Source organism: Actinomadura terrae, from assembly GCF_022751215.1.
In the GTDB taxonomy this organism is placed as follows: Bacteria; Actinomycetota; Actinomycetes; order Streptosporangiales; family Streptosporangiaceae; genus Spirillospora; species Spirillospora terrae.
This window is the reverse complement of the sequence record NZ_JAICDG010000001.1, coordinates 2,161,794-2,187,631: the sequence shown is the minus strand read 5'-3', so window position 1 is coordinate 2,187,631 and position 25,838 is coordinate 2,161,794. Positions and strand designations below refer to the sequence as shown.

Here is a 25,838-nt window from a genome sequence, read left to right as displayed (position 1 = left end):
CGTCTTAGCAAGGCCCCACGAAGTATGCCTGGACGTCCATGGGTCTGCGCGCCGCCGCCATGCCTTCTACCAGCGCGGCAGCCTGATTGAGCGGTTCTGCTCCTGCCGCCACTCTCTCAAACTCCGCCTAATGGCATCATTTCGGGCGTTTGCGACACGCTCACAGCGAGCTTATCCACAGAACGCGATTCCACTTTTGTTGCCGGAGCGCTTCCCCGAGGCTGGACCGCACACACCGGCCCACCGACGGCCCGAGGAGGCTGCCATGCCCGTCACCATCACGGTTCCCGAGAAGGTCAGTGCAGGTTTCGTCGTCGCGACGAACCGCGTCGTCCACGACCTCCCGACCATGATCCGCCAGAACCTGCCGGCACAGTTCACGGAGCCGGTGCTGGAGCGCCTGGGCACAACCCGACTCCAGATAGCCGAATATCAGGCATCGGATTCTCCCTGGGATCTGAGCAGGACGACTGCCGTCGACGAGGAGGACAGCAAGCAGGCTCGCGAGGCGACCCGCCACGTCGGCGTGCTGTCCGAACTGGAAACCACCGACCTTCCGTCCGGTCTCCATCTCGCGCGCACGGCCGCCGAAGCACTCGCCGAATCCCTCTGCGGCATCCCCGTCGATCTCAGCACCGATCGCGTGCTGCCTGGCCTCTACTTTGAAGACTCCGGGAATTTCATCCTCGCCGACGATTGGATCGGCGCCTCCCTACCGCCTTACCGCAACGGCGGCGAGTGCCAGGTCGGCACAGGCGACATCGACGGCTGCACGTGTGTCCGCATCAGCACACGTGGACTGTGCCGCTTCGGACTGCCGGAGCTGGAGATCGCCGATGTAGCCTGCGCGCATGATCTGGCGGCCTTGAACGTCCTGCGCACGACCGCGCAGCATCTGCTCCCACTCGGACGGCACCCTGGCTCGCATCTGCTCCCCATGGAACTGCGGCTGACGAGCGACGATTTCGCTGCCTTCTGGGGCAGCCGGGAACAGTTATGGGAAGGCGATCCCGTTCCGGTCCGGCTGGTCGAGGCGGGCCCTCTCCGTCTGGGCATCGAGGCTCCGGATGACTTTCCCGGAACGATGAACGAGTGGCTCTGGGACGAGATACCTCCCGTGATGCACGAGTTGCTGAGCTCCGAACCGGATGATCCTGGCCCGACCTAGCCAAGCCCGCACCCCTAGGTTGGCGTCCAGTGGCACTTGTTCGGAACGCACGCGCAGGGCAGGCGCGATGGTTACCTTCGGCGCATGGAAGACGAGGGAGTGCCGGGTTCGCTGGCGAGGGTGCTGTCGGACATCGCGGCCGAACGAGATGCCCAGGATCGGATGTGGGGCGTCCAGGAGTTTCCCGATGGAAGCGGACCGGAGTTCACCGAGCACGCGGAGGAGGCCAAGCGCGAATGTGCTGAAGCGTGGAAGCGCGGAGAGCTGACCTGGCGCCATGTGCTCACAGAGGAGTTCTACGAGGCCCTTGCCGAGTCGGCGCCCGCGAGGCTCCGGGAGGAACTCGTCCAGACGGCGGCGGTGGCTGTGAAGTGGGTCCAGTCGCTGGACCGGCGACATGGCGGACTGATGCACCACACCGGCTCGGGTGACGGGCTGACGGAGAAGCTGGTCCGCGACCGGATTCCCGAGATCATTCAGGCCACCGGACGCAGCGCTGAGACCCGTATCGCCGAAACGGAGGAGTACCAGCCGTTGCTGCGCGCCAAGCTCTACGAGGAGGCCGGGGAGTACGCCTCCAGCGGCGACCCGGACGAACTCGCCGACCTCCTGGAGGTTCTGCACGCGTTGGCAGCGATCCACGGAATGACGCCGGACGAACTGGAGGAGCGACGCGCGGCCAAACGGGAAAGGCGGGGCGGCTTCACCGAGCGCCTCGTCCTGAGCCTGCCGACCGAACCCTAGAACCGTCCGCCCCAGCAGCGTCAGTGACCGCGACGGCCCCAGTCCCTGACGAACACACCAGGGCAAGGCCAAGCGATCGATCTGACCGTGACCGCCTTCACCGAGCGCATCGCCCCGAACTTGTCGCGTGGACCCTGGGAGTGTCCGCACCGGCGGCGTCGGCGACCGCAGCGGCACTGGTGACCGCCGAGCACGGGCCGTCTTCCGCGCCCGGCCGGGCCGTCTTCCGCGCTCGGCAGGACCGTCCTCGGCGCCCGGCCGGGCCGTCCTCGGCGCCCGGCTGGGCCGTCTTCGGCGGTCGTCTGGACTGTTCTGGCGACCGGCAGGGTCTCCCTGGGGGCTGGATGGGGTGGGGCTCGGGGGGTTGGGGTGGCGCGGGGCCGGTCGGGGTCAGTCGGCGCCGATGCGCTGGGCCAGTTCGGGGGGCAGCGGGTACGGGCGTTCTGGTGGGAGCAGCTTTTTGGCCTTGCTCGCCTGGCCGTCCTGGACGAGGCGATGCAGTTTGTGGACGAGGGGCGTGCGGTCTTCGATCTCCATGATCCAGTCGTCGACATAGCGGCCGATGACGTGGCGGCTGAGACCGATCTGGATGCTCCGTGCCTCCAGCTTCTGGCCGCGCAGGGATCGTTCCGGGTCCCACTGGACGTGGACGACCGCGTCCGCGAATCGTTGGCGCCACTCGTCCGGGCCCCGGAAGACGCGGTGGTCCGGGGCCGTGGGGACGGCCAGGCCGAGGGCCTCCTCCCAGCCCGCGCGGCTGATCCGGATGGCGAGCACGCGCTCCTGGCCCGGTTTGCGCGCCCAGCCGCTGCGCGCCATCAGCCACAGGAAGGACGGCTTGATCCAGGTCATGCGGCCACGGGAGAACGGGGGGACGAACGTGCCGTGCCGCGCTGCTGGACCGGCGATCTCCGGGCCGTACGCCTGGTAGACCGTGATCGAGTCGCGGTCGAAGTCGGCACGGATCTCCCGGGTGGACGTCATCAAGGGCTGGCTCCCCATGCGAAAGGCGAAGCCCAAGCGTCCCGTGGGCTGGATCGGCTGATCAACCGGATTTCGTGTCAGGCGGACGAGCGAGCGACGGCGGTGGGCCTTCTGGCGGCACGCCGCGCCGCAGTAGCGGGCGGGGCGACCTGTCCGGGCGGCCATGAGCGGGGTGCCGCAGATCTCGCACGTTTCGTTACGTGACGCGTGGCGAGTTTCGTTACGTGCCTTCAAAGGCTCTTGCTGGTGCGGGCGGAGCGAGTCGCACGCGAGCGCCGTCATGCGTCCGGGCGGGCCGGTCGTGCGTCGCTGGCGTTCCATGATCAGGCACCCGGTCAGGAGCGCCCTGATATCCGCTATGTCGACGTCAGGCCGGACACCGCCCGCCCCCTGTGCCCTTCTGAGCAGCAGCCCGAGGGCGTCGTTGAACGCCTGCTCCAAGCCGCTGCCCTCGAAGGCGCGCATCCCCTCGTCCAGCGCGATCGCCTCGCAGAGCGCGTGGTTGACCATGGCGCGCTCCACCACTCGCATAACGAAACCGTAGAACGTTTCCACCGGTTCTTCGGCGTCGGCAAGGGACCTCGCCTCGTCCACGACCCGTTCGAGGCGGTCGGCGATGACGGCCTTGAACAGCGCCTCCTTGGTCGGGAAGTTGCGGTAGACGGTCCCGGCCCCGACCCGGGCGCGGCGTGCGATGTCGTCCAGGGGGGCGAGACTGCCGTCGGCGGCGAAGGCCTCCAGCGCGGCCTGCATGATCCTCTCCCGGTTGCGCAGCGCGTCCGAGCGCCGGGGGACCAGCGGGTCGGCGGCCATCCGCGTCCTCCTTTGACAAACGGGGCGATCGTTCCGGTACTGTCCTAAGCGGGCTAACGATTCCGATTGTAGGGCTCTTTCGAGGAGGCAGGATGAAGATCACCGCCGTGGACGAGGCGCGTAAGAGGCTCGGGCGGATCGGGGCCACGCTGATGACCCCGCTCGCCCCCGCCGACGAATGGCGGGCGGCCGCCGTGCGCGTCGAGAAGGCGGGCTACGGTTCGATCTGGGTGAACGAGGCCGTCGGCGGACGTGAGGTGTTCACCCAGCTCGGCGTGATGCTCGCGGCGACCGACTGGATCGTCCTCGGCTCGGGCATCGCGAACCTGTGGGCACGGCATCCGGCCACGATGCAGGGGGCCGCGTCGGTGCTGGCCGACGCCTATCCGGGCCGGTTGGCGCTCGGGATCGGCGTCAGCATGGGGCCGATCGTCGAGCAGAGCGGGCAGCAGTGGACCAGCCCGCTCGCGAAGATGCGCGGATATCTGGACGGTATGGACGCGGCTGTCGAGGCCGCTCCGGTGCCGTCCGTCCCCTTCCCCAGGTTGATCGCCGCCCTCGGTCCGAAGATGCAGGCGGTCGCCCGCGAGCGGGCGGACGGCGCACTCCCCGCGCTGATGCCCGCCGAGCACACGCGGCGCGTGCGGGAAGCGCTCGGCCCGGACAAGCTGCTGATCACTCTTCAGACCGTGATTCCCGAGGCAGACCCCGCGAAGGCACGCGCCATCGCACGCCAGGCGCCGGGGATCCTCATGCCTGGATCGCCCTACGCCCGCATGCTCAGGGAGATGGGCTACGGCGACGCCGACCTGGCGGACGGCGGGTCGGACGAGGTCGTCGACCTGTGCTTCAACTGGGGCGACGAGGCCGCGATCTCCCGGCGGTTCCAGGACCACCTCGACGCGGGGGCCGACCATGTCGTCGCCTCGGTGTTCGCCCCGGACCTCCCCTCGACGGCCGACCACCTCGAACGGCTCGCCCCCACCTTGCTCTAGGCAGAGACTCGAGAGCCCCGCACACCGTCCTCGCCCGTCGCCCGTGTTCTCGCCTTTCCGCCAGGGCCCTCGCTTGACGGCCGCGTTCGCTAACCACTCCTTGCGGGCGTCCACGCGTTTGCGTCCGGCTGAGCGCGTACAGCGCTTGGCGTTCGGTGTTCGGAGGCAGTGGCTCAATCAGCTCACAGGCCTTGTCGGCAAGGCTGAAGGAGGCTGCTTGCTAACAGCTGGTGGCTGGCGTCCAGGCATTCGCGCCCGGCTCAGCGCTGGCGGCGGTCGGGATTCAGCGTCAGCGGCCCGATCGGCTCAAACAGGCCGGGGGCGGGGGACAGCTGAACGAGCTTGTCTACTAGCTGCACTGGGCGGACGTCCAGCCGTTCGCGTCGGGCTTAGCGCTTACGGGCGCTGGAGGTGCGTCGGCAGCGGCTCGATCGGCTGACGCAGGCGCTGCCCGAGCAAGGTTGAAGGAGCACGTCCATCAACACCCTTGGCGAGCGGCCAGCCGTTCATCTCCCGGTTAGCGCTTTGGCGCTCGAGGTTTGGCAGTAGCGGCTCAATCAGCGCACACAGGCGCTGCTAGGCAAAGGCCGAAGGAGCCTGTCCACTAACACCACTCGGCGGACGTCCAGGGGTTCGCATTCGGCTGGGCGCTTGCGGTGCTCGGGGTTCAGCTTCAGCGGCCCCATGGGCCTGTCAGGCAAGACCGAGGAGGTTGTTCGTCCTACGTACGGTCCACATCCTGCCTGTGTCCACTAGGTCCGACCGACAGTTATGGATGGTGTGGCCAGGCTGGTTTATAAGGCGGCGTGGCTCGGACGGTGCCCGGGGCCTGGCGTGTGCGAGGTCGCTTTGCGGCTCGCATGTGGGTGCGCTGCTTCCGTCTTCGTGCGGTGCGGGTCAGCGGGGCGTGACCAGGCCGGTTTCGTAGGCGGCGATGACGAGTTGGGCTCGGTCGCGGGCCTGGAGTTTGGCGAGCAGGTGCCCGATATGCGTCTTCACCGTCGCCGGGCTCAGGTGCAGGTGCGCGGCGAGCTCGGTGTTCGAGAGGCCGCGGGCGATGAGGGTGAGGACCTCGCGTTCGCGGTCGGTGACCCCGTCCAGTCCGGTGGGAGGGGGCTGGACGGGGCCGGGGCGCCGGACGAACTCGGCGATCAGGCGGCGGGTCACGGTCGGGGCGAGGAGGGACTCCCCCGAGGCGACGACACGGATGGCCGACAGCAGGTCGGCGGGCGGGGTGTCCTTCAACAGAAACCCGCTCGCCCCGGCGCGCAGCGCCGAGTAGACGTAGGTGTCCAGGTCGAACGTGGTGAGGATCAGGACGCGGACGTCCGGCAGGTCGGCGCAGATGCGGCGGGTCGCCTCGATGCCGTCCATCTCGGGCATCCGGACGTCCATGAGGACGACGTCGGGAGCCTCGGAGGCGGCGAGTTCGACCGCCTCGGCTCCGGTGCCCGCCTCGCCCACGGTGAGCAGGCCAGGCGCGGTGTCGACCAGGACGCGGAAGCTGCCGCGCAGCAACGCCTGGTCGTCGGCCACGAGGACGCGGATGGGATCGGTCATGGTCACGCCGGATCGTAGGGGAAGCGGGCCGAGACCGCGAAGCCGCCTCCCGGACGCGGGCCCGCGGTGAAGTCGCCGCCGTACATCACGACCCGCTCGCGCATGCCGACCAGGCCGTGCCCCTCCCCCGGCGCGGCGCCGCCGGGCAGGACGCGGACGCCGGGGCCGTCGTCGGTGACGTCGATGCGCATCCGGTGGCCGTCCGCCTCCACACGGACCCGGCATCGGGCGGGCGCGGCGTGTTTGACGACGTTGGTGACCGCCTCCTGGACGATGCGGTAGGTGGAGAGGGCCACGACCTCGGGGAGGTCACCGGCGCGGACGTCCAGCTCGACGCGGACCCCGGCCATGGCGGCGCGCTCGGCCAGGGCGGGCAGCTCGTCGAGGCCGGGCGAGGGGGCCAGGTCCGGCGCGGAGACCGGGTCGGTGTCGGGGACGGAGCCCGCGCGCAGGACGCCGAGGAGGTGACGCATCTCGGCGAGGGAGCCGCGGCTGGTGGTCTCGATGACGCGGAGGGCGTCCAGCGCCTCCTCCGGACGGGCCTCGGCGACGTGGACGGCGACGCCCGCCTTGACGGCGATCAGGCTCATGCTGTGCGCGACGACGTCGTGGAGTTCGCGGGCGATGCGCAGCCGCTCGTCGCCGACGGCGCGGTCGGCGAGCTGGCGGGCGGCCCGGTCGGCCTGGGCGCGACGCTCGCGGACGGCGCGTCCGAGGGCCCACGAGGCGCCGAGGACGGCGAGGCCGAGCACGAGCGCGGCGACGCGCCGGGTGTGCCAGCTCCCGGGACCGGCGACGGCTCCGCCGAGGATGACCAGGGCGCTGAGGCCTCCGATCAGCGAGGTCGGGATCCAGCGGCGGCGCGGCTCGGTGAGCGCGACCGTGTACAGCGCGTACGCGGCGGCGGCGAAGGAGTCCCAGGGCAGGTCGAGAAGGAAGGCGAGGGCGGACACGGTGAGGACGGCCACGAACACCGGCACCGGCCACAACCGGCGCACCGCCAGCGGGAGGCCGGTGGCGACGGCGGCCGTGCAGGCGAGCAGGGCCGGGGCGTCCCCGCCCGAGAGCACCGTCGTCAGGAGCGTGTAGAGGAGTGCCGCGGCGACGTCCAGGCCGATCAGCCGACGCCGGCTCATGCGCCGGACGAGGAGGGGGCGCTCGGATTCGTCCACGTCACGACGGTAGCGGGGGCGTCGCCGTGATCGCGTCGGGCCGGTGGACGTCATCCCTGGGTTCGATACGGCGCGCCGTCCTCGGAGCACGGGCGGAGGCGGCGCCGGGCGCGAAACCCGGAGCTGGCTCCGATGTGCGGGGAGGTCCGTCCCGGCGAGGGTGGTGGTGTGATCGAGGTACGCGAGCTGACGAAGCGGTTCGGCCGGACGGTGGCCGTGGACCGGCTGTCGTTCGAGGTCAGGCCCGGGAGCGTCACCGGCTTCCTCGGACCGAATGGGGCAGGCAAGTCGACGACGATGCGGGTGCTGCTCGGACTGGACGCCGCGTCGTCCGGTGAGGCGCTGGTGAACGGCCGCCGTTACGCGTCTCTGCGGCGACCCATGCTGGATGTCGGGGCGCTGCTGGACGCGAGCGCCGTGCATGGCGGACGGACGGCGTTCGACCATCTCGGGTGGCTGGCGCGCAGCAACGGGGTCGGGACGCGGCGGGTCGCCGAGGTGCTGGAACGGGTGGGCCTGGCGGGCGTCGCGCGCAGGCGGGTCGGCGGGTTCTCGCTGGGCATGCGGCAGCGGCTCGGGATCGCGGCGGCGCTGCTCGGCGATCCCGGCGTGCTGATCTTCGACGAGCCGGTGAACGGCCTGGACCCGGACGGCGTCCGCTGGATCCGCGAGCTGATGCGCGCGCTGGCCGCCGAGGGGCGCACGGTGCTGGTCTCCAGCCATCTGATGAGCGAGATGGAGCTGACCGCCGACCGGCTGGTCGTCATCGGACGCGGCCGGTTGATCGCCGACACGTCGGTGCGCGAGCTGGCGGACCGCTTCGGACGCGGCGTACGTGTGCGTTCGCCCCGTCCGGACGAGCTGACGCGGGTGCTCGTGGCAGCCGGGGGCACCGTCGAAAGCGCGAACGGAACAGCCACCGGCTCCGCGCTCGAAGGCGGCAGGACGACAGTCGAAGGCAGCGTGACCGCACGCGGAGACGGCGGCGCGGTGGCGGATGGAAGGGCGGGGGCGACGAGCGTGCGCCTCGCCGCGGCATCCCACGGCGGCACGGCCACAGGTGGAGACGGCAGGACGACGGCCGAAGGCGGTGCGGCGGCAGCCGGGGAGTGGGGCAGCGGTGTGCTGGTCGTGAGCGGGTTGGGTGTGGAGGCCATCGGTGAGCACGCCGCGGCGCACGGGATTCCGCTGTACGAGGTGACGCCGCGCAACGCGTCCCTTGAGGAGGCCTACATGGCGTTGACCTCGGGCAGTGTCGAGTTCGGGGCGGCGTCGTGATCGACGCGGTGGCGGCGGAGTGGTGGAAGCTCCGCTCGGTCCGCTCGACCCGGTGGACGTTGTCGGTCGCGGGCGGGTTCGTGCTCGTGCTGATGCTGATCGCGGTGCAGGAGGCGCGGGTCTGGGACGGGTTGTCCGCCCAGGAGCGCGGCGACCTGCCGTTGCGTCCGCTCCAGTTGATGGGGCCGTGGGTCGCCTCGCTGTGCCTGGCGGTCCTCGGCGTCCTGTCCGTGACGTCGGAGTACCGGAGCGGGACGATCGGGACGAGCCTCGCCGCCGTCCCGCGCCGGGGTCGGCTGGTCGCGGCGAAGGCGGTCGTGGTCGCGGCGGTGGGGCTCGCCGCGGGCGAGGCGGTCGCGTTCGCGTCCTGCCTCGGGCCCCGGCTGGTGATCGGCGGGCGGTCCTTCGTCGACCAGGACGGCTCGGTCTGCCACGACCTTCCCGCGTTCGCCGTGGAGGGCGCGTCGGTGGCGGTGTTCGCGCTGCTCGGGCTCGCGCTCGGGCTCCTCACCCGGTCGGCGGCGGGCGCGATCACGGCGGTCGTGCTGCTGTGGCACGTCCTGCCGCTGCTCGTCTTCCACCTGCCCGCGCCGTGGGACGCGCGGGTCGGCTCGGTGATGCTCAGCGGCCTGGCCTCGGAGGTCTCCGGGCTGGGCGCGGGCGACTCCATCTACGGCGATCTGCTGCCCGTGCCGGTCGCGGTGGCGGTGATGCTGGCGTACGCGCTCGTGCCGCTCGCCCTGGCCGCGTTCGCCTTCACCCGCCGCGACGCCTGAGGCCGGCCGAAACACGGAGGACGCCGGGAAAGCACCGGGCCAATACCTCGACGAAATAGCCGGCGCCGGAAACGATCACTCGGCCCGCCACCTGCGCCAACGCCGGGCGCGTGATTCGAGGAACGGCGGCGCCTCGGCGAGGAGGCGCCGGGGCGGGCACCGGCGGCGCCCAGCGGCAGCCCGTACCAGGACGAGGGGCCCCGCACGCCCGGACCCGCCGCGAGGAACATTCTCCAAGTTGTCAGGCAGCCGTCATTCCCGTGTCATGGGAAGGGCCGAGAAAAGCGGGTGACTTTCGTCATCATCAAACCGGAAGAACGCCGGGCAATTCGCACACGAGGGGTTTGCGCGGCGGCCGCCGCGCCATCTCGAAAAGGCCGCCGGCGGGCGGGATTCCCCCCACGTTCCGCACCCGTCCCGACACCGACTGCACTGGTCACGGCCGATCAAGACGGTCCGACCGACCGGTCGGCGAGGTCCCCGGCTCCCGGCGCGGCGTCCGCACAACGCGGACGGAGGTACCCTCGGGATGCGGCGAGCGGACGGCTCCCGCGACGCGGCGACCCTTCTGCGCGGTAGGGTCCGGCGTCCGCAGACACGTAATTCATCCTTCCCAAAAACAGGGGTTCATCCTCTAACATAGGGCGATGCCGTTCCGCCCCTGAGCAGACACGTCGACTGGCTGGTGACCCCTTTGCCCCAGGATTCAGCTGCACACACACCTTCGGCCGAGAGCGATCCGGCCGGACGGCTGATCGACTATCCCCGGCGCGGCGGGCCCACGGTGCTGCGCATCCTGCTCGGCGCGCAGCTGCGGCGGCTCCGGGAGGCGCGCGGCATCTCCACCGAGCAGGCCGGGTATGAGATCCGCGGCTCGCACTCCAAGATCAGCCGCATGGAGCTGGGCCGCGTCGGCTTCAAGGAGCGCGACGTCGCCGACCTGCTCACGCTCTACGGCGTGACCGACCCCGGCGACCGCGCGACCCTGCTGGAGCTGGCCAAGGAGGCCAACACCCCGGGCTGGTGGCACCGGTACGGCGACGTCCTGCCGAGCTGGTTCGAGGTCTACCTCGGCCTGGAGGAGGCGGCGTCGCTGCTGCGCACCTACGAGTTGCAGTTCGTCCCGGGACTGTTGCAGACCGAGGACTACGCGCGCGCGGTCGTGCGCCTCGGCTTCTCCGACGCCTCCGAGGAGGAGGTCGAGCGGCGCGTGCAGGTCCGCACGACCCGCCAGGAGCGGTTCACCTCGCCCGGAGCGCCGACACTGTGGGCCGTCCTGGACGAGGCGGTCGTGCGGCGGCCGCTCGGCGGGCGCGCGGTGATGCGGCGCCAGCTCCGCCATCTGATCGAGATGTCGGAGCTGCCGAACGTCACGCTCCAGCTCGTCCCGTTCGGCGCGGGCGGCCACGCCGCGGCCGGTGGTCCGTTCACCATCCTGCGGTTCGCCGAACCGGGCCTGTCGGACGTCGTGTACCTGGAGCAGCTCACCAGCGCGCTCTACCTCGACAAGCCCACCGACGTCGACACCTACATGCGCGCGATGAACAACCTGTGCATCACCGCCGCGCGCCCCGACGACACGACGCGCCACCTGAACGCCATCCTGAACCAGCTCTGACCACAGGCCGAGACCGACGGCGCGTCCCAGGGCGCGCCGCGAAACGTGCGGTGCCGAGGGATTCGGCGATGCCGTCACCCTCCCAAGGGTGAGGGCGGTGGGGCTGCCGGGCCGGTCCTCGTCGTGGACGCGGCATCCGGTGTCGAGGGAGTCGGCGATCCAGGGCGAGGGCGTGCGGCCGTCGTGCCGTCCTCGTGGTGGACGCGGCGCGTGGCGGAGCGGGCGGTCAGGCGTCGTTCAGGACGCGTTCGTCGCGGGTGCGGCTGCCGCCGCGGAACTCCGCGATGACCTCGCCGTCCGGGACGCGGCGCACCGTCACGTCGTACACGCCGCTGCGGCCGTAGCGGACGCGTTCCTCGGCGGTCGCCTCCAGCAGGTCGCCGGCGCGGGCCGGGGCGACGAACACCACGTCCGCGGCCGCCGCGACCGTCACCGCGTCGTGGGTGTTGCACGCGTAGGCGAACGCGGTGTCGGCGAGCAGGAAGATGTAGCCGCCGTGGGCGATCCCGAAGCCGTTCACCATCGTGTCGCCGACCGTCATCCGCAGCCGGGCCCGCCCGGGCGCGACCTCGGCGATCCGCATCGCGAGGTCCTGCGCCACCCGGTCCCGCGCGTACATCGTCTCGGCGCATCGCCGCGCCACCTCCGCCGCGTCGCTCATCCGGACAGCGTATTGATCGCGCGGAGTCGGCGAACATTCGGCCGAGCCGGAAGACATCGCCCACCAGCGTGCAAGCCGGTCAAGAGCCACCGGCGGAGGCCGGGAACGCCCACGGGACGGGCGTTTCCCTTTCGCGGTGGACGTCCGGGCGTGTAGCGTCATCGTGGGAACATCCGTTCGACCAGTCCCCATGCCCGTCCGAGAGCCCGGCCGAGCCCGACCGAGAGCCCGTCCGATGTCCCGACCGACGACGCCGAGGTGCCGAGGTGCCGACATCACGCAGTGCTGACACCCAGGCTGAGACCGAGCCGCCGCCACGGCTGCTGCGCCGCTGGGAGATCGGCGACCCGGACGCCGTGTCCCCCGGCCCCGGGCACCGCTGCATGCGGGTCGACACCGCCCAGGGGTCGTACTTCCTGAAGGAGTACGAGCATCCCGACCGCAGGCGCGTGCTGTTCCGGCACGCGGTCACCGGGGCGCTGGACGCGGCGGGCCTGCCGGTCCTCGCGCCCGTCCCCGCTCGCGGCGGCCGGACGCTCGTCACCGCGTCCGGGCGGAGCTTCGTGCTGTACCCGTGGGTCGCCGGACGCGTGCGCGGCGGGCTGGAGCTGACGTTCGGGCAGTGCGAGGCGCTCGGCGGGCTCCTCGGACGGCTGCACGCCGAACTCGACCGCTCGACCCCTCCCGTCCAGCAGAGCATGCTGGTGCCGACGCCGCGCGCCGCGGAGGCCGCCGCAGCCGTCGAGGCGATGCTGGAGGCCATCCCCGGGGACGGCACCGACTTCGACGCGCTGACCGCGCGGCGGCTGCGCGAGCGGCACGCGCTGCTCACCGAGTTCGCCGGGCACCAGCCGCCGGAGATGGAGGTCAGCACGGTCGGCCACCTGCACGGCGCGTTCCACGCGGAGAACCTGCGCTACGGCGGGTCCGGAAACGTGACCGCCGTTCTCGGCTGGGACGCGCTGACCACCGGGCCGGTCGCGGGCGAGGTCGTCCGGGCGGCGGCGCGGCTGTTCGCGTGCGAGGACGAGCGGGGCCTCGACCTCGACCGCGCCCAGGCGTTCGTGCGGGGCCACCGCGCGACGTTCCCGCTGGACGAGGGGCAGATCCAGGCGGCCGTCCACCGGGAGTGGTGGGAGCGGCTCTGCGACGTCGCGCCGCTGCGGCACCGCTACCTCGGCGCGGACGGCGCCGGCGAGCGCGGGCAGGCGGCGCTGGTCGCCTGGTGGTCGGCGCAGCTCGACCGCACGCTGGAGGTGTTCGCCGCGCCCTACACCGAGGCCTTCGTGAGCGCGGACGAGCACCCGGCCTTCGGCTAGCGCCCGCGACACCAATTTGACCAGACGTTCCAGAAATGGCTAACGTCTGCGGTATGGCACGTGCCAGGGAGTTCGACACCGAGGCGGCCGTCGCCGCCGCCACCGAGGTCTTCCGCGGCCGGGGGTACGAGGCGACCTCGATCCAGGACCTCGTGGAGGCCACCGGGATCGGCCGGGGCTCGCTGTACGCGGCGTTCGGCAGCAAGGACGGCCTGTACGAGGCGGCGCTGCGGCACTACGCGACGAAGTCGGGCGCGCTGATGGCGGTGCGGCTCGACCGGGACGAGCCCGTCCGCGAGGTGCTGCGCCACCTGCTGCTCGCGCTGGTCGACGACACGGTCGGCGACCCGGAGCGGCGGGGGTGCCTGATGACGAACACGGCGGTGGAGCGGCTCCCGGGCGACGCGGTCGCCGCGCGTATCGTCGGCGGTTCCCTGGACCGGATCGCCGAACTCGTCGAGGCCGCGCTGCGGAAGGGCCGCGAGCGGGGCGAGCTCCCCCAGGACGCCGACGTGACCGCGCTCGCCGACTTCGTCACCACGACCATCCAGGGCCTTCGCGTTCTGGGCAAGGCGGGGGCCGACCGGCGCCGCCTCGTCGCGGTGGTCGACGCCGCGCTGCGAGCCCTGCCGCTTCCTGGGTAGGGACGCCCCGGGCCGCGCATGCCACGATGCGGTTCCTGAAAATGTAATGATCGGTCAAGAAAAGGGAGTGGGAGAGATGAGCAACGTCGCGCTGCTGGGCACCGGGATCATGGGGGCGGCGATGGGCCGCAACCTGCTCAAGGCGGGGCACCGGCTCACGGTGTGGAACAGGACCCGGTCGCGGGCCGAGCCGCTCGCCGCGGACGGCGCCACGGTCGCCGGGACGCCCGCCGAGGCCGTCGCCGGCGCCGACGTCGTGATCACGATGCTGAGCGACGGCGAGACCGTCCTCGCCGCGATGGCGGACGCGGCGCCGTCGCTGCGTCCGGGCCAGGTCTGGGCGCAGATGAGCACGGTTGGCATCGGCCCGCTGGACAGGCTGGCCGGGTTCGCCGCCGAGCACGGCCTCACGTTCGTGGACGCGCCCGTCCAGGGCACCCGGCAGCCCGCCGAGCAGGGGAAGTTGGTGATCCTCGCCGCCGGGCCGCAGGACGTCCGTCCCACGCTGGCGCCGGTGTTCGACGCCGTCGGATCGAAGACGCTGTGGCTGGACGAGGACGGCGCGGGCGGCGCGGCGTCCAAGCTCAAGCTCGCCGCGGTGAGCTACGGCATCTCCATGACCTCGATCGTCGCCGAGTCGCTCGCGCTCGCCCGGGGCCTCGGCCTCGACCCGGCGCTGTTCGGCGAGGTCGTGACCGGCGGCCCGATGGACAGCCCCTACCTCCAGGCCAAGCTGAAGTCGATCCTCGCCGACGACTACACGACGAGCTTCGCCGTCCGCAACGCCGAGAAGGACACGCGGCTGATCCATGAGGCGGCCGCGTCCGGGAACGTGCGCGTCGACCTCAACGACGCGGCGGGCGAGCGGTTCCGCCGCGCGCTGGCGCAGGGGCACGGCGACGAGGACATGTCCGCGACCTACCACGCGAGCTTCGGCGGCTGATTCCCCCCGGCCCCCTCCGGGGCGAGGATGGGGGCATGGAGGTCCTCAGCAGCCGCGTCCTGCTCCGCCCGCCCGATCCGCGACGCACCCAGGCGTTCTACCGCGACGTCCTGGGGCTCGCGGTGTACCGCGAGTTCGGCCCGGCCGACGCGCCCGGCGTCGTGTTCTTCCTCGGCCCGGGGTTCCTGGAGGTGTCGGGGCACGGCGCGGGCGGCGCGGGCGTGATGCTCTGGCTCCAGGTCAGGGACGTGCGGGCCGAGCACGGGCGGCTCGCGGCGGCGGGCGTGCCGATCGTCCGGGAGCCGCGCGAGGAGCCGTGGGGCCTGGTCGAGATGTGGATCGAGGACCCGGACGGCGTGCGCATCGTCGTCGTCGAGGTCCCGGAGACGCATCCGCTGCGCCGCGACGCGCGCACCTGACCCGGCACCCGACCCCGGCACTCACCCCCCGGCCCGGCGGATTCCGGACGACTCGCCGTGTCGCTGGAAAACGCTGGAATTGTCTGGAAGCTGCTGTACTGTCGCCCGCATGCCCCGGCCCCCCGGTGTCCCGACCCCCGACGCGCTGGAGGCGCGCATCGCCGAGCTGCGCGCCGCCGTCCGGCGCGCGGTGGCGACCGGTGACCGGCAGGGCGCCCGCGACCTGCGCGCCGACCTCCGACTGGCCGAGCGGCAGTGGGACGACGCCGTCCTCGGCGACGCCGACGCCGAGAGCGCGGACACCGAGAGCGCGGAACCGTCCGCCGAGCGCGAGCAGGCCGCCCGTGGGCTGCTGCCCGTCCGGGAGCAGGTCCACCAGGCGCTGACGCTGCTCGGCGCGCCCGCCGCGCCGAAGCTGATCGGGTCGGTGTACGCGGCGTTCTTCCCCGGCGAGATCGCGGGGAGCCGCCTGACGAGCCTGCGCCGCGACGAGGAGCGCTCGTTCCGCACCGCGCCGTACGCGCGGCCCTACTACCTGTGCGCGGCGCTGACCGCCGACCTGCTCGCGCCCGCCCGCGGCCTGCTGACCGTGAGCACCTGGCCGCTGGAGCAGCGGATCGTCGGGCCGCTGAGCCCGCGCACCGACTTCCTCACCTGCGCGGTCCGCCTCGCCGAGCACGCCGGACGGGGAACGCCCTCCCCCGACGTGCGGCGGCTGCTGTGGCGGTTCGCGTCCAACATTCCCGGTGCGGTCACCGGTACGGTCGGTACAGTCGAGCCGGCCGATCTGGCGGAGGCCGCGCGGGCGGAGCTCGAGGTGCACCGCGAACCCGACCGGCGGCTGCGCGCGTCGGCCGCCGGGCGCGCCCGCACCCGGCTCGACGACGCTGAGCGGCTGTTCGGCAGCCGCCTGCGGGCCCTGCACGAATCCGGCGGACGACGCGCCGCACCTGGAGAACGAGGCCGATGACCGAGACCGCGCCGGACCTGGACCGGCTGCGCGGCGACGCTCCCCCGCGCAACCACGACGCCCGCACGATCGCCGCGCTGACCGCCAATCCCGGCTGCGCCCGCCGCGGTCTGATGGACGCGGCGGGCGTCGACAAGGACGCCGTGGCGCGGCACCTCGGGTTCCCCGCGCCGTTCGGCCAGTCGCAGTTCGCGATCACGCGCGGGAACGCGTTCGAGGCGCAGGTGAAGGCCGACGGGTGCGCGGAGCTGCTGACGCTGCTGCGCGAGCGCCTCGGCCTGGAGGTCGCGGAGGTCGCCTACGACGACCTGGAGGTCGTCGCGGGCAACGAGGGGCGCGAGCTGCGGCACACCCGGACGCGGCGGCTGCTGGCCCGCGCGCTGGAGACCGGCGAGGGCACGCTGTTCGACCATCCGCTGCTCCGCCTGGAGATCGCCGGGCAGCTCGCCTACCTGGAGCCGGACGTGATCGCGTTCCAGGTCGCGGGCCGCCTGCACGTCATCGAGATCAAGTCGTTCGCGGTCGTGGACGGGCAGGCCGAGCCGGAGCAGGTCGCGGCGGCGGCGCGGCAGTCGGCGGTGTACGTGCTGGCGCTGCGGCGGCTGGCCGCCGAGCTGGGCCACGACCCCGCACGCGTGTCGCACGAGGTGTTCCTGGTGTGCCCGGAGAACTTCTCCAACCGTCCGACGGCGACGCCGCTGGACGTCCGGCCGCAGCTCGCCGTCCTGGAGCGGCAGCTCGCGCGCCTCACCAAGGTCGACGTGATCCTGGAGCAGCTGCCCGGCGACCTGACGTTCGAGCCGGGCGACGCGCTCGCCGCGTCGGTGCGCGCGGTCGAGGCCCGGTACGCGCCCGAGTGCATGGCGGGCTGCGAGATGGCGTTCTTCTGCCGGGACGAGGCGCGCGCGTGCGGGGCGACGGGCGCGCTCGGCCGCTCGGTCCGCGACGACCTCGGCGGCGTCGACACGATCGGCACGGCGCTGGCGCTCGCCGACGGCACGCTGCACCCGTCCGACGACCTGGCCGAGACCGCCGCGCAGCTCCGCGCCGCCGCCCGGCTCCGCGACGAGGCGCTGCTCGCGGCGCGGGGCGGCGCCGCGTGACCTCGGCTCCCCGCCGCACGACCTCGGCTCCCCGCCCCGCGGTTTCGGCTTTCCGCCGCGTGATCTCGGCTCCACGGCGCGCGGCCCCGGCTCCTCGCCGCGCGGCCTCGGCTCCCCGCCCCGCGAGCCCGGCTCCACGCCGCGCCTCCTCGGGGCGCGGCTTCGTGGCCCCCGTCGGGAGGGGTGGGCGATGAGCGTGCTGTCCTCTCTCGCGCGGCTGCGGGCGGCGGCGACCGGGGTGGCCGAGCCGCTGGCCACCGTCCGGCACTGCCATCTGGCGGAGGCGCCGCTGGTGCTCGTGCCGCTGAAGCTGTCCGGCGAGGCGGCGGCGCCGCTCGCGGTCATGCTCGGCGCCGCGCGCGACGACGCGACGCTGCTGGTCGTGCCGCAGCCGCGCAACCGCGACCTGCGGTTCGCGTTCGCCGCGGACCTGGCCAAGCTCGTCCTGAACCACATCGAGACGAGCCGCGGCGCCGTCGAGGAGCTGCCGCCGGGCAAGGAGGGCGAGGAGCGGATCCGCTACGGGAACGCGCCGCAGCTCCTCGTCCCGAACCGGGGCGGTGTCGCGTTCCTGCGGCTGCTCGGACGTTCGACGCGGTTCCGCGGCACCGAGGGCCCGTACGCGGTCGAACCGGCGGTGCCGGTCCTCGGCCGGTGGCTGACCTGGTTCGCCGAGCGCCACGACCATCCGGGCTCGTCGCTGCTGCACGCGATGACCGAGCTGCTGCGGCTGCACTGGGCGACCGGGCAGAGCTCGCTGGAGGACGGCAACCTCGCCGCGCTGCTCGGCTGGATCGACCCGCCCGAGGGGCTGGACGGCCCGGCCGCCGCCGCGCGCGCCGAGGACCCGGTGGCCTGCCCGCCCGCCGGGCCGACCACCGACCCCTCGTTCGACAACGAGGTCCTCGCCCCCGCGATCGCGGCCTACCACGAGTCCCGCGGCGATCCGCGCGCGCTGGAGCGGCTGCGCGCCGCCGTCCACGGGCAGGTCGCGCCGACGTGGGAGCTGATGTGGCGGGCCGTCGCCGTCCTGCGGACGCTGCCGGAGGGCGCGAGCGTACCGGGACGCTGGGAGCGCGACCGCGACGCCTTCACCTACTACCACCAGACGTTCGGCGAGGCGTATCCTCAGGCGCGCCGTGACCCGCCCGTCCGGGCGGCGCGGCGGCTGCACGACCTCGAACGGGCGCAGGACGCCTACGACGCGCAGCGGGCGTTCGACGACCCGCTGGTCATGGCCGAGCACCGGCTGTCCGGGCAGGCGTTCGGCGGCGTGGTGACCGAGTGCGAGCCCGACCGGCTGGACGAGACGGGCCGGCGGCCGAAGCTGCGCCCGCTGCTGCGGGTGGGCACCGAGGACCCGGTCCGGCTCGACCCGGGCGCCGTCGTGTGCAACGCGGCGCGGCCGTCGCTCAAGGGGAGGATCGTGGAGTTCGGTGCCGGCGGCGTGCTGCTGGAGCTGACCGGCGGGATGGGCCGCAAGCTCACCGCCGAGCCGGGCACCGTCCCCGGGGTCGGCGAGCGGGTGTGCTTCACCTCGCTCACCGAGGGGTCGTGGGGCGCGGCGCGGTTCCCCGACCGCGAGGACACCCCGTGGACGCACGGCGGGCCGCCCGCCGAGTACGTGCCGACCGACGAGGACGCCGAAGAGGACTGGTCATGACCGAACGCCACCTGGTCGCCCTGCCGCCGGAGCGCCCGGAGGATCCGGGCGCGGCGGCGACACGGGTCGTCGAGGACGTCCTGGCCGACCTCGACGGCGGGCACCGCGGCGTGGTCGTCGACTCCCCGCCGGGCGCGGGCAAGTCCACGCTGGTGGTCCGCGCCGCCGCGCACCTGGCGGCGGCGGGCGAGCGGCTGATGATCGTGGCGCAGACCAACGAGCAGGTCGACGACCTCATCGACCGCATCGCGAGCCGCCACCCGGAGGTGACGCTCGGCCGCCTGTCGGCGTCCGGATACGTGCCGTCCGAGCGCGTCCTGGCGCATCCGGCGGTGCGGGTCGCGCAGAAGGCGGACGACCTCGCCGAGCACACCGTCGTGATCGCGACCGGCGCGAAATGGGCGACGCTGGCGGACGGGTCGTGGCCGTGGGCGATCGTGGACGAGGCGTACCAGATGCGCTCCGACCTGCTGCTGCGCATCGCCGGACGGTTCGAGCGGGCGCTGTTCGTCGGCGACCCCGGGCAGCTCGACCCGTTCTCCACCGTCGAGGTGGAGCGCTGGGCGGGCCTGACCTGGGACCCGATGCGCAGCGCCGTGTCGGTGCTGCTCGCGCACAACCCGGAGCTGCCCGTCCACCGGCTGCCGGTGTCGTGGCGGCTGCCCGCGTCCGCCGCGCCGGTCGTGTCGGACGCGTTCTACCCCTTCACCGGGTTCCGCGCGGGCACGCGCGAGGGCGAGCGGCGCCTGGAGTTCCAGGCGCGCGGCATGGGCACCACCTACGACCTGGCGCTGGAGGAGGCGGCGGCGACCGGCTGGGCCCTGTACGAGCTGCCCGCCCGGCACACGCTGCGCACCGACGCCGAGGCGGTGCGGGCGACGGCGGCGCTGGCCGTCCGGCTGTTGCAGCGCGGGCCCGTCGCGCACTCCGAGCAGGGGACGGCCCCCGTCGGCGCCGACCGGGTCGCGATCGGCGCGGCGCACCGCGACCAGGTGACCGCGATCCGCGCGGCGCTCGGCCCGCACGGCGAGGGCATCACCGTCGACACCGCCAACCGCCTCCAGGGCCGCGAGTACGACGTCACGGTCGTGCTGCACCCGCTGTCGGGGCGCCGCGACGCCACCGCGTTCCACCTGGAGTCGGGGCGGCTGTGCGTGCTGGCGTCACGGCACCGGCACGCGTGCGTGGTCGTGGCGCGGGCGGGCATCCCCGAGCTGCTGGACGCCCACCCGTCCACCGAGCCGGTGCGCCTCGGCGTGCCCGTGAAGTTCCCGGACGGCTGGGAGGCCAACCAGTCGGTGCTCGCGCACCTGGCGCGGCACCGCGTCCAGGCGGACTGAGGGCCCCGAGGCGGACCGGGGGCCTCAGGCGGGGCCCGCCGTGGCGGCCCAGCGGCCGTTGTGCCGGGTGATCGTGATCGGGTGGTCGAAGCACGCGCTGACCCGCTCGGTGGTGAGGACGTCGCCCGCCGGGCCCGAGGCGAGCACGCGCCCCTCCCGCAGCAGCAGCGCGTGGCTGGTGCTGGTGGGCAGCTCCTCCAGATGGTGCGTGACCAGCACGGTCGTCAGGTCGGGACGGTCGGCGCGGAGCTGGTCGATGGCGGCCAGCAGCCGCTCGCGCGCCGCGACGTCCAGGCCGGTGGCGGGCTCGTCGAGCAGCAGCAGCGGCGGGTCGGGCATGAGCGCGCGGGCGATGAGCGTGCGGCCCCGCTCCCCCTGCGACAGGTTCGGCCAGCGGGCGTCGGCGCGGTGCGTCAGGCCGAGCAGCGCGACCAGCTCGTCGGCGCGGCGCAGGTCGTCCTCGGACGGGGTCCAGCGCGGCACCAGCTCGATCGTCCCGGTCACGCCGGTCAGCACGACCTCCCGGACGGTCCGCGCCGACTCCAGCGGATGCCGCGGGTTCACCTGCCCGATCAGCTTCCGGAGCTCCTGGACGTCCACCCGGCCGAGCCTGCGCCCGAGGATCTCCGCCGCGCCGCGCGTCGGGTGGGTGTAGGCGCCGAGGATGCCGAGCAGCGTGCTCTTTCCGGCGCCGTTCGGGCCGATCAGCGCCCAGTGCTCGCCGCGCAGCACGGTCAGCGTGACCTGGTCGAGCAGCACGCGCCGCTGCCGGACGAGGTCGATCTTGTCGGCGTTGAGCACGACGTCGGACGGGGACAACGCGGGCCTCCCTACACGCGGACGCGCTGGAGATCGGCAATGTACCCGAAGTCTCGCCGCGGCAGGTACGAGGGGCGGCCGGGACGGATAATGTGAGAGCCGGTGCCTCAGCGATCAGGGGAGGGACATGGAGGACATCGGCTTCATGTGCGCCCGCTGCGGCGGCGAGGTGCACGACGTCACGCACAACCGCGAGGGCTCGCTGGACGGCGTGGGCTACCGCCACAACCGGCGCGTGGAGCCCTGGGACCACGAGCTGGAGCTCGCCGTGGGCGAGCCGGCCCCGCAGGACCAGTCGTGCGACTTCTGCGCCGTCCCCGGGCCGAGCTGGCTGTACTACCCGACGCTCGACCCCGAGGACACCGACATGTTCGAGGTCGAGCTCGACACCACGCACCTGTCCGACGACGACACGGCCGTGGCCGTCCTCAACATGCTCTACCCCTGGTACGCGTGCGACACGTGCTCGGTGCTGGTGGCCGACCGCAACGTCGATCTGCTGATCGCGCGCGCTTTGGACCGTACCCCCGTGTCCGCCGGGGCCGCCGTGGACGAGGAGACCGTCCGCGCCCGCCTCAGGGGCTCGCTGTCGGTGTTCTTCACGACGCGTCCGGGCCGTCCGCAGCCGTCCCGGGCGGTGTAGCGGCCGGGCGGAGACGGCACTCCCGCGCGGGGGCGCGGGCGTGGAACCGGGGTCGGCGCGGGAACGTCAGAGCCCATCATTAAGATCGGTCCCGTTTTGGGTGGCGGTTCGAGCACGGGGGAAACGCACGGTGATCATTGAGAAGCGGTTCCATGGTCCGGACGGGTCCGGCAACGGCGGGTACGTGGCGGGGCTGCTCGCGGCGCGGGCGGCCTCCGACACGGTGACGGTGACGCTGCGGCGCCCTCCCCCGCTGGATACCGAGCTGACGGTGACGGTCGAGGACGAGCGCGGCCACGGGGTGCGGCTCTGGGACGGCGAGACACTGGTCGCGGAGGCGCTCGCGGGGGCGATCGTCGTGCCGCCGGTGCCGCCCGTCCCGTTCGAGACGGCGCTGGAGAGCGCGGAGAAGTACCGGGCAATTGAGAACCACCCGTTCCCGCGCTGCTTCGTGTGCGGCCCCGAGCGCGCCCCCGGGGACGGGTTGCGCCTGGAGCCCGGGCCGGTCTCTCGTGGGGGGACGCCCCCCCACACCCCCCGGAACGACCTCATGGCGGAGGGGACGGTCGCCTCGCCGTGGGTCCCCGCCGAGGTGCCGCCGGCCGAGCTGGTGTGGGCGGCGATGGACTGCCCCGGCGGCTGGGCGTTCGACGTGACGGGCCGCCCGGCCGTTCTCGGCACGATGACCGCGCAGGTCACCGATCTCCCGGAGGCGGGCGAGCGGTGCGTGGTCATGGGCCTGGCGCGCAGCCGGGAGGGCCGCAAGATGCACGCGGCGACGGCCCTGTACGGGGCCGACGGCCGCCTCCTCGGCCGCGCGGAGCAGATCTGGATCGAGATCGACCCCCAGCACTTCGCCTAGCCTCGCCACCTCCTCCCCGCGCCCGGCCCCACATGCCGGGCGCGGAACCGTCACGCCCCTGGAGCGGCGCGCGGGAATCGGCGGTGGGAGGTGGTGGACCGGTTCCGCATGGGTTCCCGGAATGTGTCGCCTGACGCGGCCCGGCAGGGCGCGAGCGCGTTCAATCTGAACCTCCGCGAATACGGAGGCGGGTCAGATGAGCGGAACGGGATTCCTGCTACTGGGGGTGGCCGCGCTCGCGGTCTACACCGGGATCCACTGGGAGCGCGCGCGGCGGGCGGTGTTCGACGTGCGGCTCGGCCGCAAGCGGGTGAGCAGCCTGCGGCACACGGCGCTGCGGGAGCGGGCGCACACCGCCCTGCTCGCCGGGGGGACGGTGGTGGTGTTCTTCATGATCGTCCGATACGGCTGAGCCGGGCCGCCCGGGGGCGGGCCCGGCAGCGGGAGCCGTCGGAGGTCGTCAGGGGCCGGTGAACAGGGGGTCCTCCCGGTCGGCGCCGTTGAGCGGCTGCCCGGGGTTCTGCGCGCCGTGGTTCTGGGTGCCGTGGTTCGGCTGGCCGGGGTGCTGCGGGCCGTGACCCTGCGGCCCGTGGTTCGGCGGACCGGCCGGGCCGGGGTGGTGCGGGGCGGCGCCGGGCGGGGGCGGGCCGTGCTGCTGGACCGGCGCCCCGTTCGGCGGCTGCCCGATCGGCGGCGGGCCCGGGGGCAGGCCGGGCGCCTGGGTGTGGCTCGAGTTGTGCGAGATGCCCGCGGGCGGCGCCGGGGTGCCGCCGCCGGGCATCCGGCCGCCGGGCGGGATGTTGGACGACAGCGTGTTGTGCGTGAACTGGTCGATCTGGCGGCGGGCGCGGTCGGCCTCGGCGCGGGCGGCGTCGCGCTCCTCGGCGAGCGCGGTCAGCGCGGCCTGCTGCTCGGCGACCGACTGGGAGAGCTGGCGGAGCTGCACCGACTGGTCGTTGATCTTGGAGTTGAGCTCGTCGCGCTCGGACGTGGCGGCCTGCGCCCGCGCCTGGGCGACGTCGCGCTCCTTGACGGCCTCCTCCACCCGGGCGGCGGCGCGGACGACCTCGGCCTCCGCCTCGGACTGGGCGCGCAGCGCGGTCGCGCGCTCGGCCTCGGCCTTGCTGGCGGCCTGCATGGCGCGCTGCCGCTGCGCCTCGGTGTCGCGCATGGCGTTGCGCAGGTCCTCGGCGCCCTGCTTGGCGACGGCGGCCTCGACCCGCTGCGCCTCGACGGCGCCCTCGGCCTCGGCGAGCTTGGAGTGCAGCGTGACCAGCTCGGCGCGCGCGGTCTCCAGCGCGGCCAGCAGCTCGGTCTCGCGGGCGGCGATGCGGTCGCGCTCGCTCTCGGCGGCCAGCTTGGCGCTCGTGGCCTGCTGGGCGATCTGGTGCGCCTCCTCCCACGCCTCCTGCGCGGCGTCGCGCTTGGCGGTGGCGAGCTTGGCCTCCTCGCGGGCGGACGCGGCCACCCGCTCGCTCTCCTCGGCGCGGCCGCGGGCGGAGGTCGCCTCCTGCCACGCCTCCTCCGCCTTGCGCTGGGACGCGTCGCGCTCGCTCTGCGCGATCGCGAGCTCGCGCGCGGCCTCGGCCCGCACTTCGGCGACGCGGCGCTCGACGCCGGCGACGCTCAGCTCGGAGGTCAGCGAGTCGGCGAGCAGGTCGGCCGCCTTCTCCAGCCGCTCGACCATCTCCCAGGTGGAGGCCACCTGGCCGGTGAGGCCGGGCGCGTCCCGGCCGCGCTCGCGGCGGTCGCGGGCCTCGCGGGCGCAGGCGCCGTCGTTGTCGCGGCAGTAGCGGACGCTGCGGACGGCGCCCATCGGCTGCGGGACGGGCCGTCCGCAGTTCGCGCACGGCCACACCGTGACGGGCTCGCCCAGCCGGGCGACCGCCGTCTCGGCGGTCCGCTCCGGTTCCCGGCTCCGCCCGCCCGGGCCGTCCGTCCCGGCTCCGTCCGTGCCCGCGCCCTTCGCACCCGCGCCCTTCACACCCGCGCGCTGCGCTTCCTTGTCCTTCACACCGGCACCCTCGGTGCCCGCGCCCCCTGTGCCCGCGCCCTGCGCACCAGCGTCTTCCTGCGGCTTCTCGCCTTCGGAGACCGCGGCTTCGGGAGTCGCGGCCGTCTCCTCGGGGCCGCTATTGTCGCGCTCTTCGCTGTTAGGCATGGAATGAACCATACGCACTAGTCGGCGTGGCCGCAGTGACTTGGGGGGTTCGTGTGGGCACGCAGAGGTCGCGCCGCGGAGAGCCCGGCGGGCCTCCGGGGCGTCCACGAAATCCGGAAACGGCATGCTCGCTGGGCTTCCCCTGTCCCCCGCCGAAGGTCGGCGGGGCCCGGTTCGGCCAGCCGAAGATTCGGCTCCCCGGTCAGGGGCGGAAGCGGTCGGTCGCCTCGACGAGGCGGTGCAGCGTTCCCGGTTCGGAGCCGCCGTGCCCCGCGTCCTCGACGATGGTGAACTCCGCCTCGGGCCACGCCTGGTGCAGGTCCCATGCCTGGTCGGGCGGCGTCTTGATGTCGTAGCGGCCGTTCACGATCACGGCGGGGATGTGCCGGACGCGGTCGACGCCCGCGAGCAGCCCCTCCTCGGGAAGGAACCCGCCGTTCGCGATGTAGTGGTGGAGGATGCGGGCGAACGCGTAGAGCAGCTCGGGGCCGACGTCGGGGGGCGGCATCGGGAGCAGGGTGTTGGCCGACATCTCCCAGTCCATCCAGGCGCGGGACGCGGGCCCGTGCACCGCCGGGTCGGGGTCGTGGATGCGGCGCCCGTAGGCGGCGAGCAGGTCGTCGCGCTCGGCGGGCGGGATCGCGTCGCGGAACGCGGCCCACTCGGCGGGGAACAGGTGCGCGGCGCCTCCCGGGGCGAGCGACCACGCCTCGTCCTCGGGACGGATGAGCCACACCCCGCGCAGCACGATCTCGGTGACGCGCTCGGGATGGGCCTGCGCGTAGGAGAGGGCGAGCGTGCTGCCCCAACTGCCGCCGAACACCAGCCAGCGGTCGATGGACAGGTGCTCGCGCAGCCGCTCGATGTCGGCGACCAGGTGCGGGGTCGTGTTGTGCTCCAGCGACACCGCCGGGTCGCTCGCGCTCGGCAGGCTGCGGCCGCAGTTGCGCTGGTCGAACAGCACGATCCGGTAGGCGGACGGATCGAAGAAGCGCCGGTGGGCCGGCAGCACCCCGCCGCCGGGCCCGCCGTGCAGGAACACCGCGGGCTTGCCGTCCGGGTTCCCGCACACCTCCCAGTAGATCTGGTTGCCGTCGCCCACGTCGAGCAGCCCGGAGTCGTGCGGTTCCACTTCCGGGTAGAAGCCCCTCAGTTCCATGCTCCAGTCATACCCGACAAGTGA

At 73.3% G+C, this 25,838-nt stretch carries 24 protein-coding genes; 17 read left to right on the top strand and 7 right to left on the bottom strand.

All coding sequences use genetic code 11. The features are described 5' to 3' along the window. Positions 1-265: 265 nt before the first annotated feature. Positions 266-1,168 carry a hypothetical protein gene (locus K2F47_RS09635; protein ID WP_242902417.1) on the top strand — a complete coding sequence of 301 codons (903 nt, stop codon included), beginning with the start codon at positions 266-268 and terminating at the stop codon, positions 1,166-1,168. 84 nt (positions 1,169-1,252) lie between these two features. Next, the gene (locus K2F47_RS09630) at positions 1,253-1,912 is read left to right on the top strand and encodes a nucleoside triphosphate pyrophosphohydrolase (RefSeq protein ID WP_242902416.1); all 660 of its coding nucleotides are present in this window, start codon (positions 1,253-1,255) and stop codon (positions 1,910-1,912) included. Positions 1,913-2,302: 390 nt separating this feature from the next. Here K2F47_RS09630 and K2F47_RS09625 read toward each other — a convergent pair whose 3' ends face one another. Further along, positions 2,303-3,709, bottom strand: coding sequence for a DUF4291 family protein (locus K2F47_RS09625; protein ID WP_242902415.1), 1,407 nt, complete (start codon positions 3,707-3,709; stop codon positions 2,303-2,305). A gap of 92 nt (positions 3,710-3,801) precedes the next feature. On the opposite strand from K2F47_RS09625, the gene K2F47_RS09620 reads away from it, so the two are divergent. After that, positions 3,802-4,704 carry a TIGR03620 family F420-dependent LLM class oxidoreductase gene (locus K2F47_RS09620; protein ID WP_242902414.1) on the top strand — a complete coding sequence of 301 codons (903 nt, stop codon included), beginning with the start codon at positions 3,802-3,804 and terminating at the stop codon, positions 4,702-4,704. An 897-nt stretch (positions 4,705-5,601) separates the two neighbouring features. Here the strand turns inward: K2F47_RS09620 and K2F47_RS09615 are convergent. Both K2F47_RS09615 and K2F47_RS09610 read right to left on the bottom strand, forming a co-directional pair. Beyond that, positions 5,602-6,264, bottom strand: coding sequence for a response regulator (locus K2F47_RS09615; RefSeq protein WP_242902413.1), 663 nt, complete (start codon positions 6,262-6,264; stop codon positions 5,602-5,604). A gap of 2 nt (positions 6,265-6,266) precedes the next feature. After that, positions 6,267-7,436 carry a sensor histidine kinase gene (locus K2F47_RS09610; RefSeq protein WP_242902412.1) on the bottom strand — a complete coding sequence of 390 codons (1,170 nt, stop codon included), beginning with the start codon at positions 7,434-7,436 and terminating at the stop codon, positions 6,267-6,269. 168 nt (positions 7,437-7,604) lie between these two features. On the opposite strand from K2F47_RS09610, the gene K2F47_RS09605 reads away from it, so the two are divergent. The 3 genes from K2F47_RS09605 to K2F47_RS09595 all read left to right on the top strand — a co-directional run bounded on the left by K2F47_RS09605 (position 7,605) and on the right by K2F47_RS09595 (position 11,108). Next, positions 7,605-8,714, top strand: coding sequence for an ABC transporter ATP-binding protein (locus tag K2F47_RS09605; RefSeq protein WP_242902411.1), 1,110 nt, complete (start codon positions 7,605-7,607; stop codon positions 8,712-8,714). Continuing rightward, on the top strand, positions 8,711-9,490 hold the full coding sequence (locus K2F47_RS09600) for an ABC transporter permease subunit (RefSeq protein WP_242902410.1): 780 nt from the start codon (positions 8,711-8,713) through the stop codon (positions 9,488-9,490). Before K2F47_RS09605 ends, K2F47_RS09600 begins: the two co-directional genes overlap by 4 nt. A 694-nt stretch (positions 9,491-10,184) precedes the next feature. Then, positions 10,185-11,108 carry a Sco1979 family transcriptional regulator gene (locus K2F47_RS09595; protein WP_372490827.1) on the top strand — a complete coding sequence of 308 codons (924 nt, stop codon included), beginning with the start codon at positions 10,185-10,187 and terminating at the stop codon, positions 11,106-11,108. A 226-nt stretch (positions 11,109-11,334) separates the two neighbouring features. Here K2F47_RS09595 and paaI read toward each other — a convergent pair whose 3' ends face one another. Further along, positions 11,335-11,769, bottom strand: a complete 435-nt coding sequence (paaI, locus tag K2F47_RS09590; protein WP_242902409.1) for a hydroxyphenylacetyl-CoA thioesterase PaaI — start codon at positions 11,767-11,769, stop codon at positions 11,335-11,337. A 266-nt stretch (positions 11,770-12,035) separates the two neighbouring features. Between paaI and K2F47_RS09585 the strand changes: the two genes are divergently transcribed. The 8 genes from K2F47_RS09585 (at position 12,036) to K2F47_RS09550 (ending at position 20,170) form a co-directional block, all read left to right on the top strand. Then, positions 12,036-13,088, top strand: a complete 1,053-nt coding sequence (locus K2F47_RS09585) for a phosphotransferase enzyme family protein (protein ID WP_242902408.1) — start codon at positions 12,036-12,038, stop codon at positions 13,086-13,088. Positions 13,089-13,141: 53 nt separating this feature from the next. Further along, positions 13,142-13,732 carry a TetR/AcrR family transcriptional regulator gene (locus K2F47_RS09580; protein WP_242902407.1) on the top strand — a complete coding sequence of 197 codons (591 nt, stop codon included), beginning with the start codon at positions 13,142-13,144 and terminating at the stop codon, positions 13,730-13,732. A gap of 76 nt (positions 13,733-13,808) precedes the next feature. Beyond that, a complete protein-coding gene (locus tag K2F47_RS09575) occupies positions 13,809-14,675 on the top strand; it encodes an NAD(P)-dependent oxidoreductase (RefSeq protein ID WP_242902406.1) in 867 nt (288 codons plus the stop codon). A 35-nt stretch (positions 14,676-14,710) separates the two neighbouring features. Further along, complete coding sequence (locus K2F47_RS09570) at positions 14,711-15,094, top strand: VOC family protein (protein ID WP_242902405.1); 384 nt, start codon at positions 14,711-14,713, stop codon at positions 15,092-15,094. A 109-nt stretch (positions 15,095-15,203) separates the two neighbouring features. Continuing rightward, positions 15,204-16,064 (top strand): hypothetical protein, encoded by an 861-nt coding sequence (locus K2F47_RS09565; RefSeq protein ID WP_242902404.1) that lies wholly within the window; start codon positions 15,204-15,206, stop codon positions 16,062-16,064. Then, positions 16,061-17,167: a hypothetical protein gene (locus K2F47_RS09560; RefSeq protein ID WP_242902403.1), complete on the top strand. Its 1,107-nt coding sequence runs from the start codon at positions 16,061-16,063 to the stop codon at positions 17,165-17,167. The genes K2F47_RS09565 and K2F47_RS09560 overlap by 4 nt, the downstream gene beginning before the upstream one ends. A 190-nt stretch (positions 17,168-17,357) precedes the next feature. After that, positions 17,358-18,830: a hypothetical protein gene (locus tag K2F47_RS09555; RefSeq protein ID WP_242902402.1), complete on the top strand. Its 1,473-nt coding sequence runs from the start codon at positions 17,358-17,360 to the stop codon at positions 18,828-18,830. After that, positions 18,827-20,170 carry an AAA family ATPase gene (locus K2F47_RS09550; RefSeq protein WP_242902401.1) on the top strand — a complete coding sequence of 448 codons (1,344 nt, stop codon included), beginning with the start codon at positions 18,827-18,829 and terminating at the stop codon, positions 20,168-20,170. Before K2F47_RS09555 ends, K2F47_RS09550 begins: the two co-directional genes overlap by 4 nt. Positions 20,171-20,194: 24 nt before the next feature. Here K2F47_RS09550 and K2F47_RS09545 read toward each other — a convergent pair whose 3' ends face one another. Continuing rightward, positions 20,195-20,989 (bottom strand): ABC transporter ATP-binding protein, encoded by a 795-nt coding sequence (locus K2F47_RS09545; RefSeq protein WP_242902400.1) that lies wholly within the window; start codon positions 20,987-20,989, stop codon positions 20,195-20,197. A gap of 127 nt (positions 20,990-21,116) precedes the next feature. Between K2F47_RS09545 and K2F47_RS09540 the strand changes: the two genes are divergently transcribed. From K2F47_RS09540 to K2F47_RS09530, 3 genes are all read left to right on the top strand, one after another. Then, on the top strand, positions 21,117-21,632 hold the full coding sequence (locus tag K2F47_RS09540) for a hypothetical protein (protein WP_242902399.1): 516 nt from the start codon (positions 21,117-21,119) through the stop codon (positions 21,630-21,632). A 130-nt stretch (positions 21,633-21,762) separates the two neighbouring features. After that, positions 21,763-22,494 carry a hypothetical protein gene (locus tag K2F47_RS09535; protein WP_242902398.1) on the top strand — a complete coding sequence of 244 codons (732 nt, stop codon included), beginning with the start codon at positions 21,763-21,765 and terminating at the stop codon, positions 22,492-22,494. Between the two features lie 196 nt (positions 22,495-22,690). Beyond that, positions 22,691-22,906, top strand: coding sequence for a hypothetical protein (locus K2F47_RS09530; RefSeq protein WP_156222490.1), 216 nt, complete (start codon positions 22,691-22,693; stop codon positions 22,904-22,906). A gap of 48 nt (positions 22,907-22,954) precedes the next feature. On the opposite strand, the gene K2F47_RS09525 is transcribed toward K2F47_RS09530, so the two are convergent. Together K2F47_RS09525 and pip are read right to left on the bottom strand one after the other, a co-directional pair. Then, entirely contained in the window at positions 22,955-24,655 is a 1,701-nt protein-coding gene (locus K2F47_RS09525) for a coiled-coil domain-containing protein (protein WP_242902397.1), read from the bottom strand. Positions 24,656-24,857: 202 nt separating this feature from the next. Continuing rightward, complete coding sequence (gene pip / locus K2F47_RS09520; RefSeq protein ID WP_242902396.1) at positions 24,858-25,814, bottom strand: prolyl aminopeptidase; 957 nt, start codon at positions 25,812-25,814, stop codon at positions 24,858-24,860. Positions 25,815-25,838: the final 24 nt, after the last annotated feature.

What these genes read in the sequence shown, in the direction of transcription:
- K2F47_RS09525 (WP_242902397.1), bottom strand. Translation starts at nt 24,655, where the DNA reads ATGCCTAACAGCGAAGAGCGCGACAATAGCGGCCCCGAGGAGACGGCC.
- K2F47_RS09620 (WP_242902414.1), top strand. Translation starts at nt 3,802, where the DNA reads ATGAAGATCACCGCCGTGGACGAGGCGCGTAAGAGGCTCGGGCGGATC.
- K2F47_RS09550 (WP_242902401.1), top strand. Translation starts at nt 18,827, where the DNA reads ATGACCGAACGCCACCTGGTCGCCCTGCCGCCGGAGCGCCCGGAGGAT.
- pip (WP_242902396.1), bottom strand. Translation starts at nt 25,814, where the DNA reads ATGGAACTGAGGGGCTTCTACCCGGAAGTGGAACCGCACGACTCCGGG.
- K2F47_RS09560 (WP_242902403.1), top strand. Translation starts at nt 16,061, where the DNA reads ATGACCGAGACCGCGCCGGACCTGGACCGGCTGCGCGGCGACGCTCCC.
- paaI (WP_242902409.1), bottom strand. Translation starts at nt 11,769, where the DNA reads ATGAGCGACGCGGCGGAGGTGGCGCGGCGATGCGCCGAGACGATGTAC.
- K2F47_RS09615 (WP_242902413.1), bottom strand. Translation starts at nt 6,264, where the DNA reads ATGACCGATCCCATCCGCGTCCTCGTGGCCGACGACCAGGCGTTGCTG.
- K2F47_RS09565 (WP_242902404.1), top strand. Translation starts at nt 15,204, where the DNA reads ATGCCCCGGCCCCCCGGTGTCCCGACCCCCGACGCGCTGGAGGCGCGC.
- K2F47_RS09580 (WP_242902407.1), top strand. Translation starts at nt 13,142, where the DNA reads ATGGCACGTGCCAGGGAGTTCGACACCGAGGCGGCCGTCGCCGCCGCC.
- K2F47_RS09570 (WP_242902405.1), top strand. Translation starts at nt 14,711, where the DNA reads ATGGAGGTCCTCAGCAGCCGCGTCCTGCTCCGCCCGCCCGATCCGCGA.
- K2F47_RS09555 (WP_242902402.1), top strand. Translation starts at nt 17,358, where the DNA reads ATGAGCGTGCTGTCCTCTCTCGCGCGGCTGCGGGCGGCGGCGACCGGG.
- K2F47_RS09575 (WP_242902406.1), top strand. Translation starts at nt 13,809, where the DNA reads ATGAGCAACGTCGCGCTGCTGGGCACCGGGATCATGGGGGCGGCGATG.
- K2F47_RS09625 (WP_242902415.1), bottom strand. Translation starts at nt 3,709, where the DNA reads ATGGCCGCCGACCCGCTGGTCCCCCGGCGCTCGGACGCGCTGCGCAAC.
- K2F47_RS09635 (WP_242902417.1), top strand. Translation starts at nt 266, where the DNA reads ATGCCCGTCACCATCACGGTTCCCGAGAAGGTCAGTGCAGGTTTCGTC.
- K2F47_RS09530 (WP_156222490.1), top strand. Translation starts at nt 22,691, where the DNA reads ATGAGCGGAACGGGATTCCTGCTACTGGGGGTGGCCGCGCTCGCGGTC.
- K2F47_RS09630 (WP_242902416.1), top strand. Translation starts at nt 1,253, where the DNA reads ATGGAAGACGAGGGAGTGCCGGGTTCGCTGGCGAGGGTGCTGTCGGAC.
- K2F47_RS09540 (WP_242902399.1), top strand. Translation starts at nt 21,117, where the DNA reads ATGGAGGACATCGGCTTCATGTGCGCCCGCTGCGGCGGCGAGGTGCAC.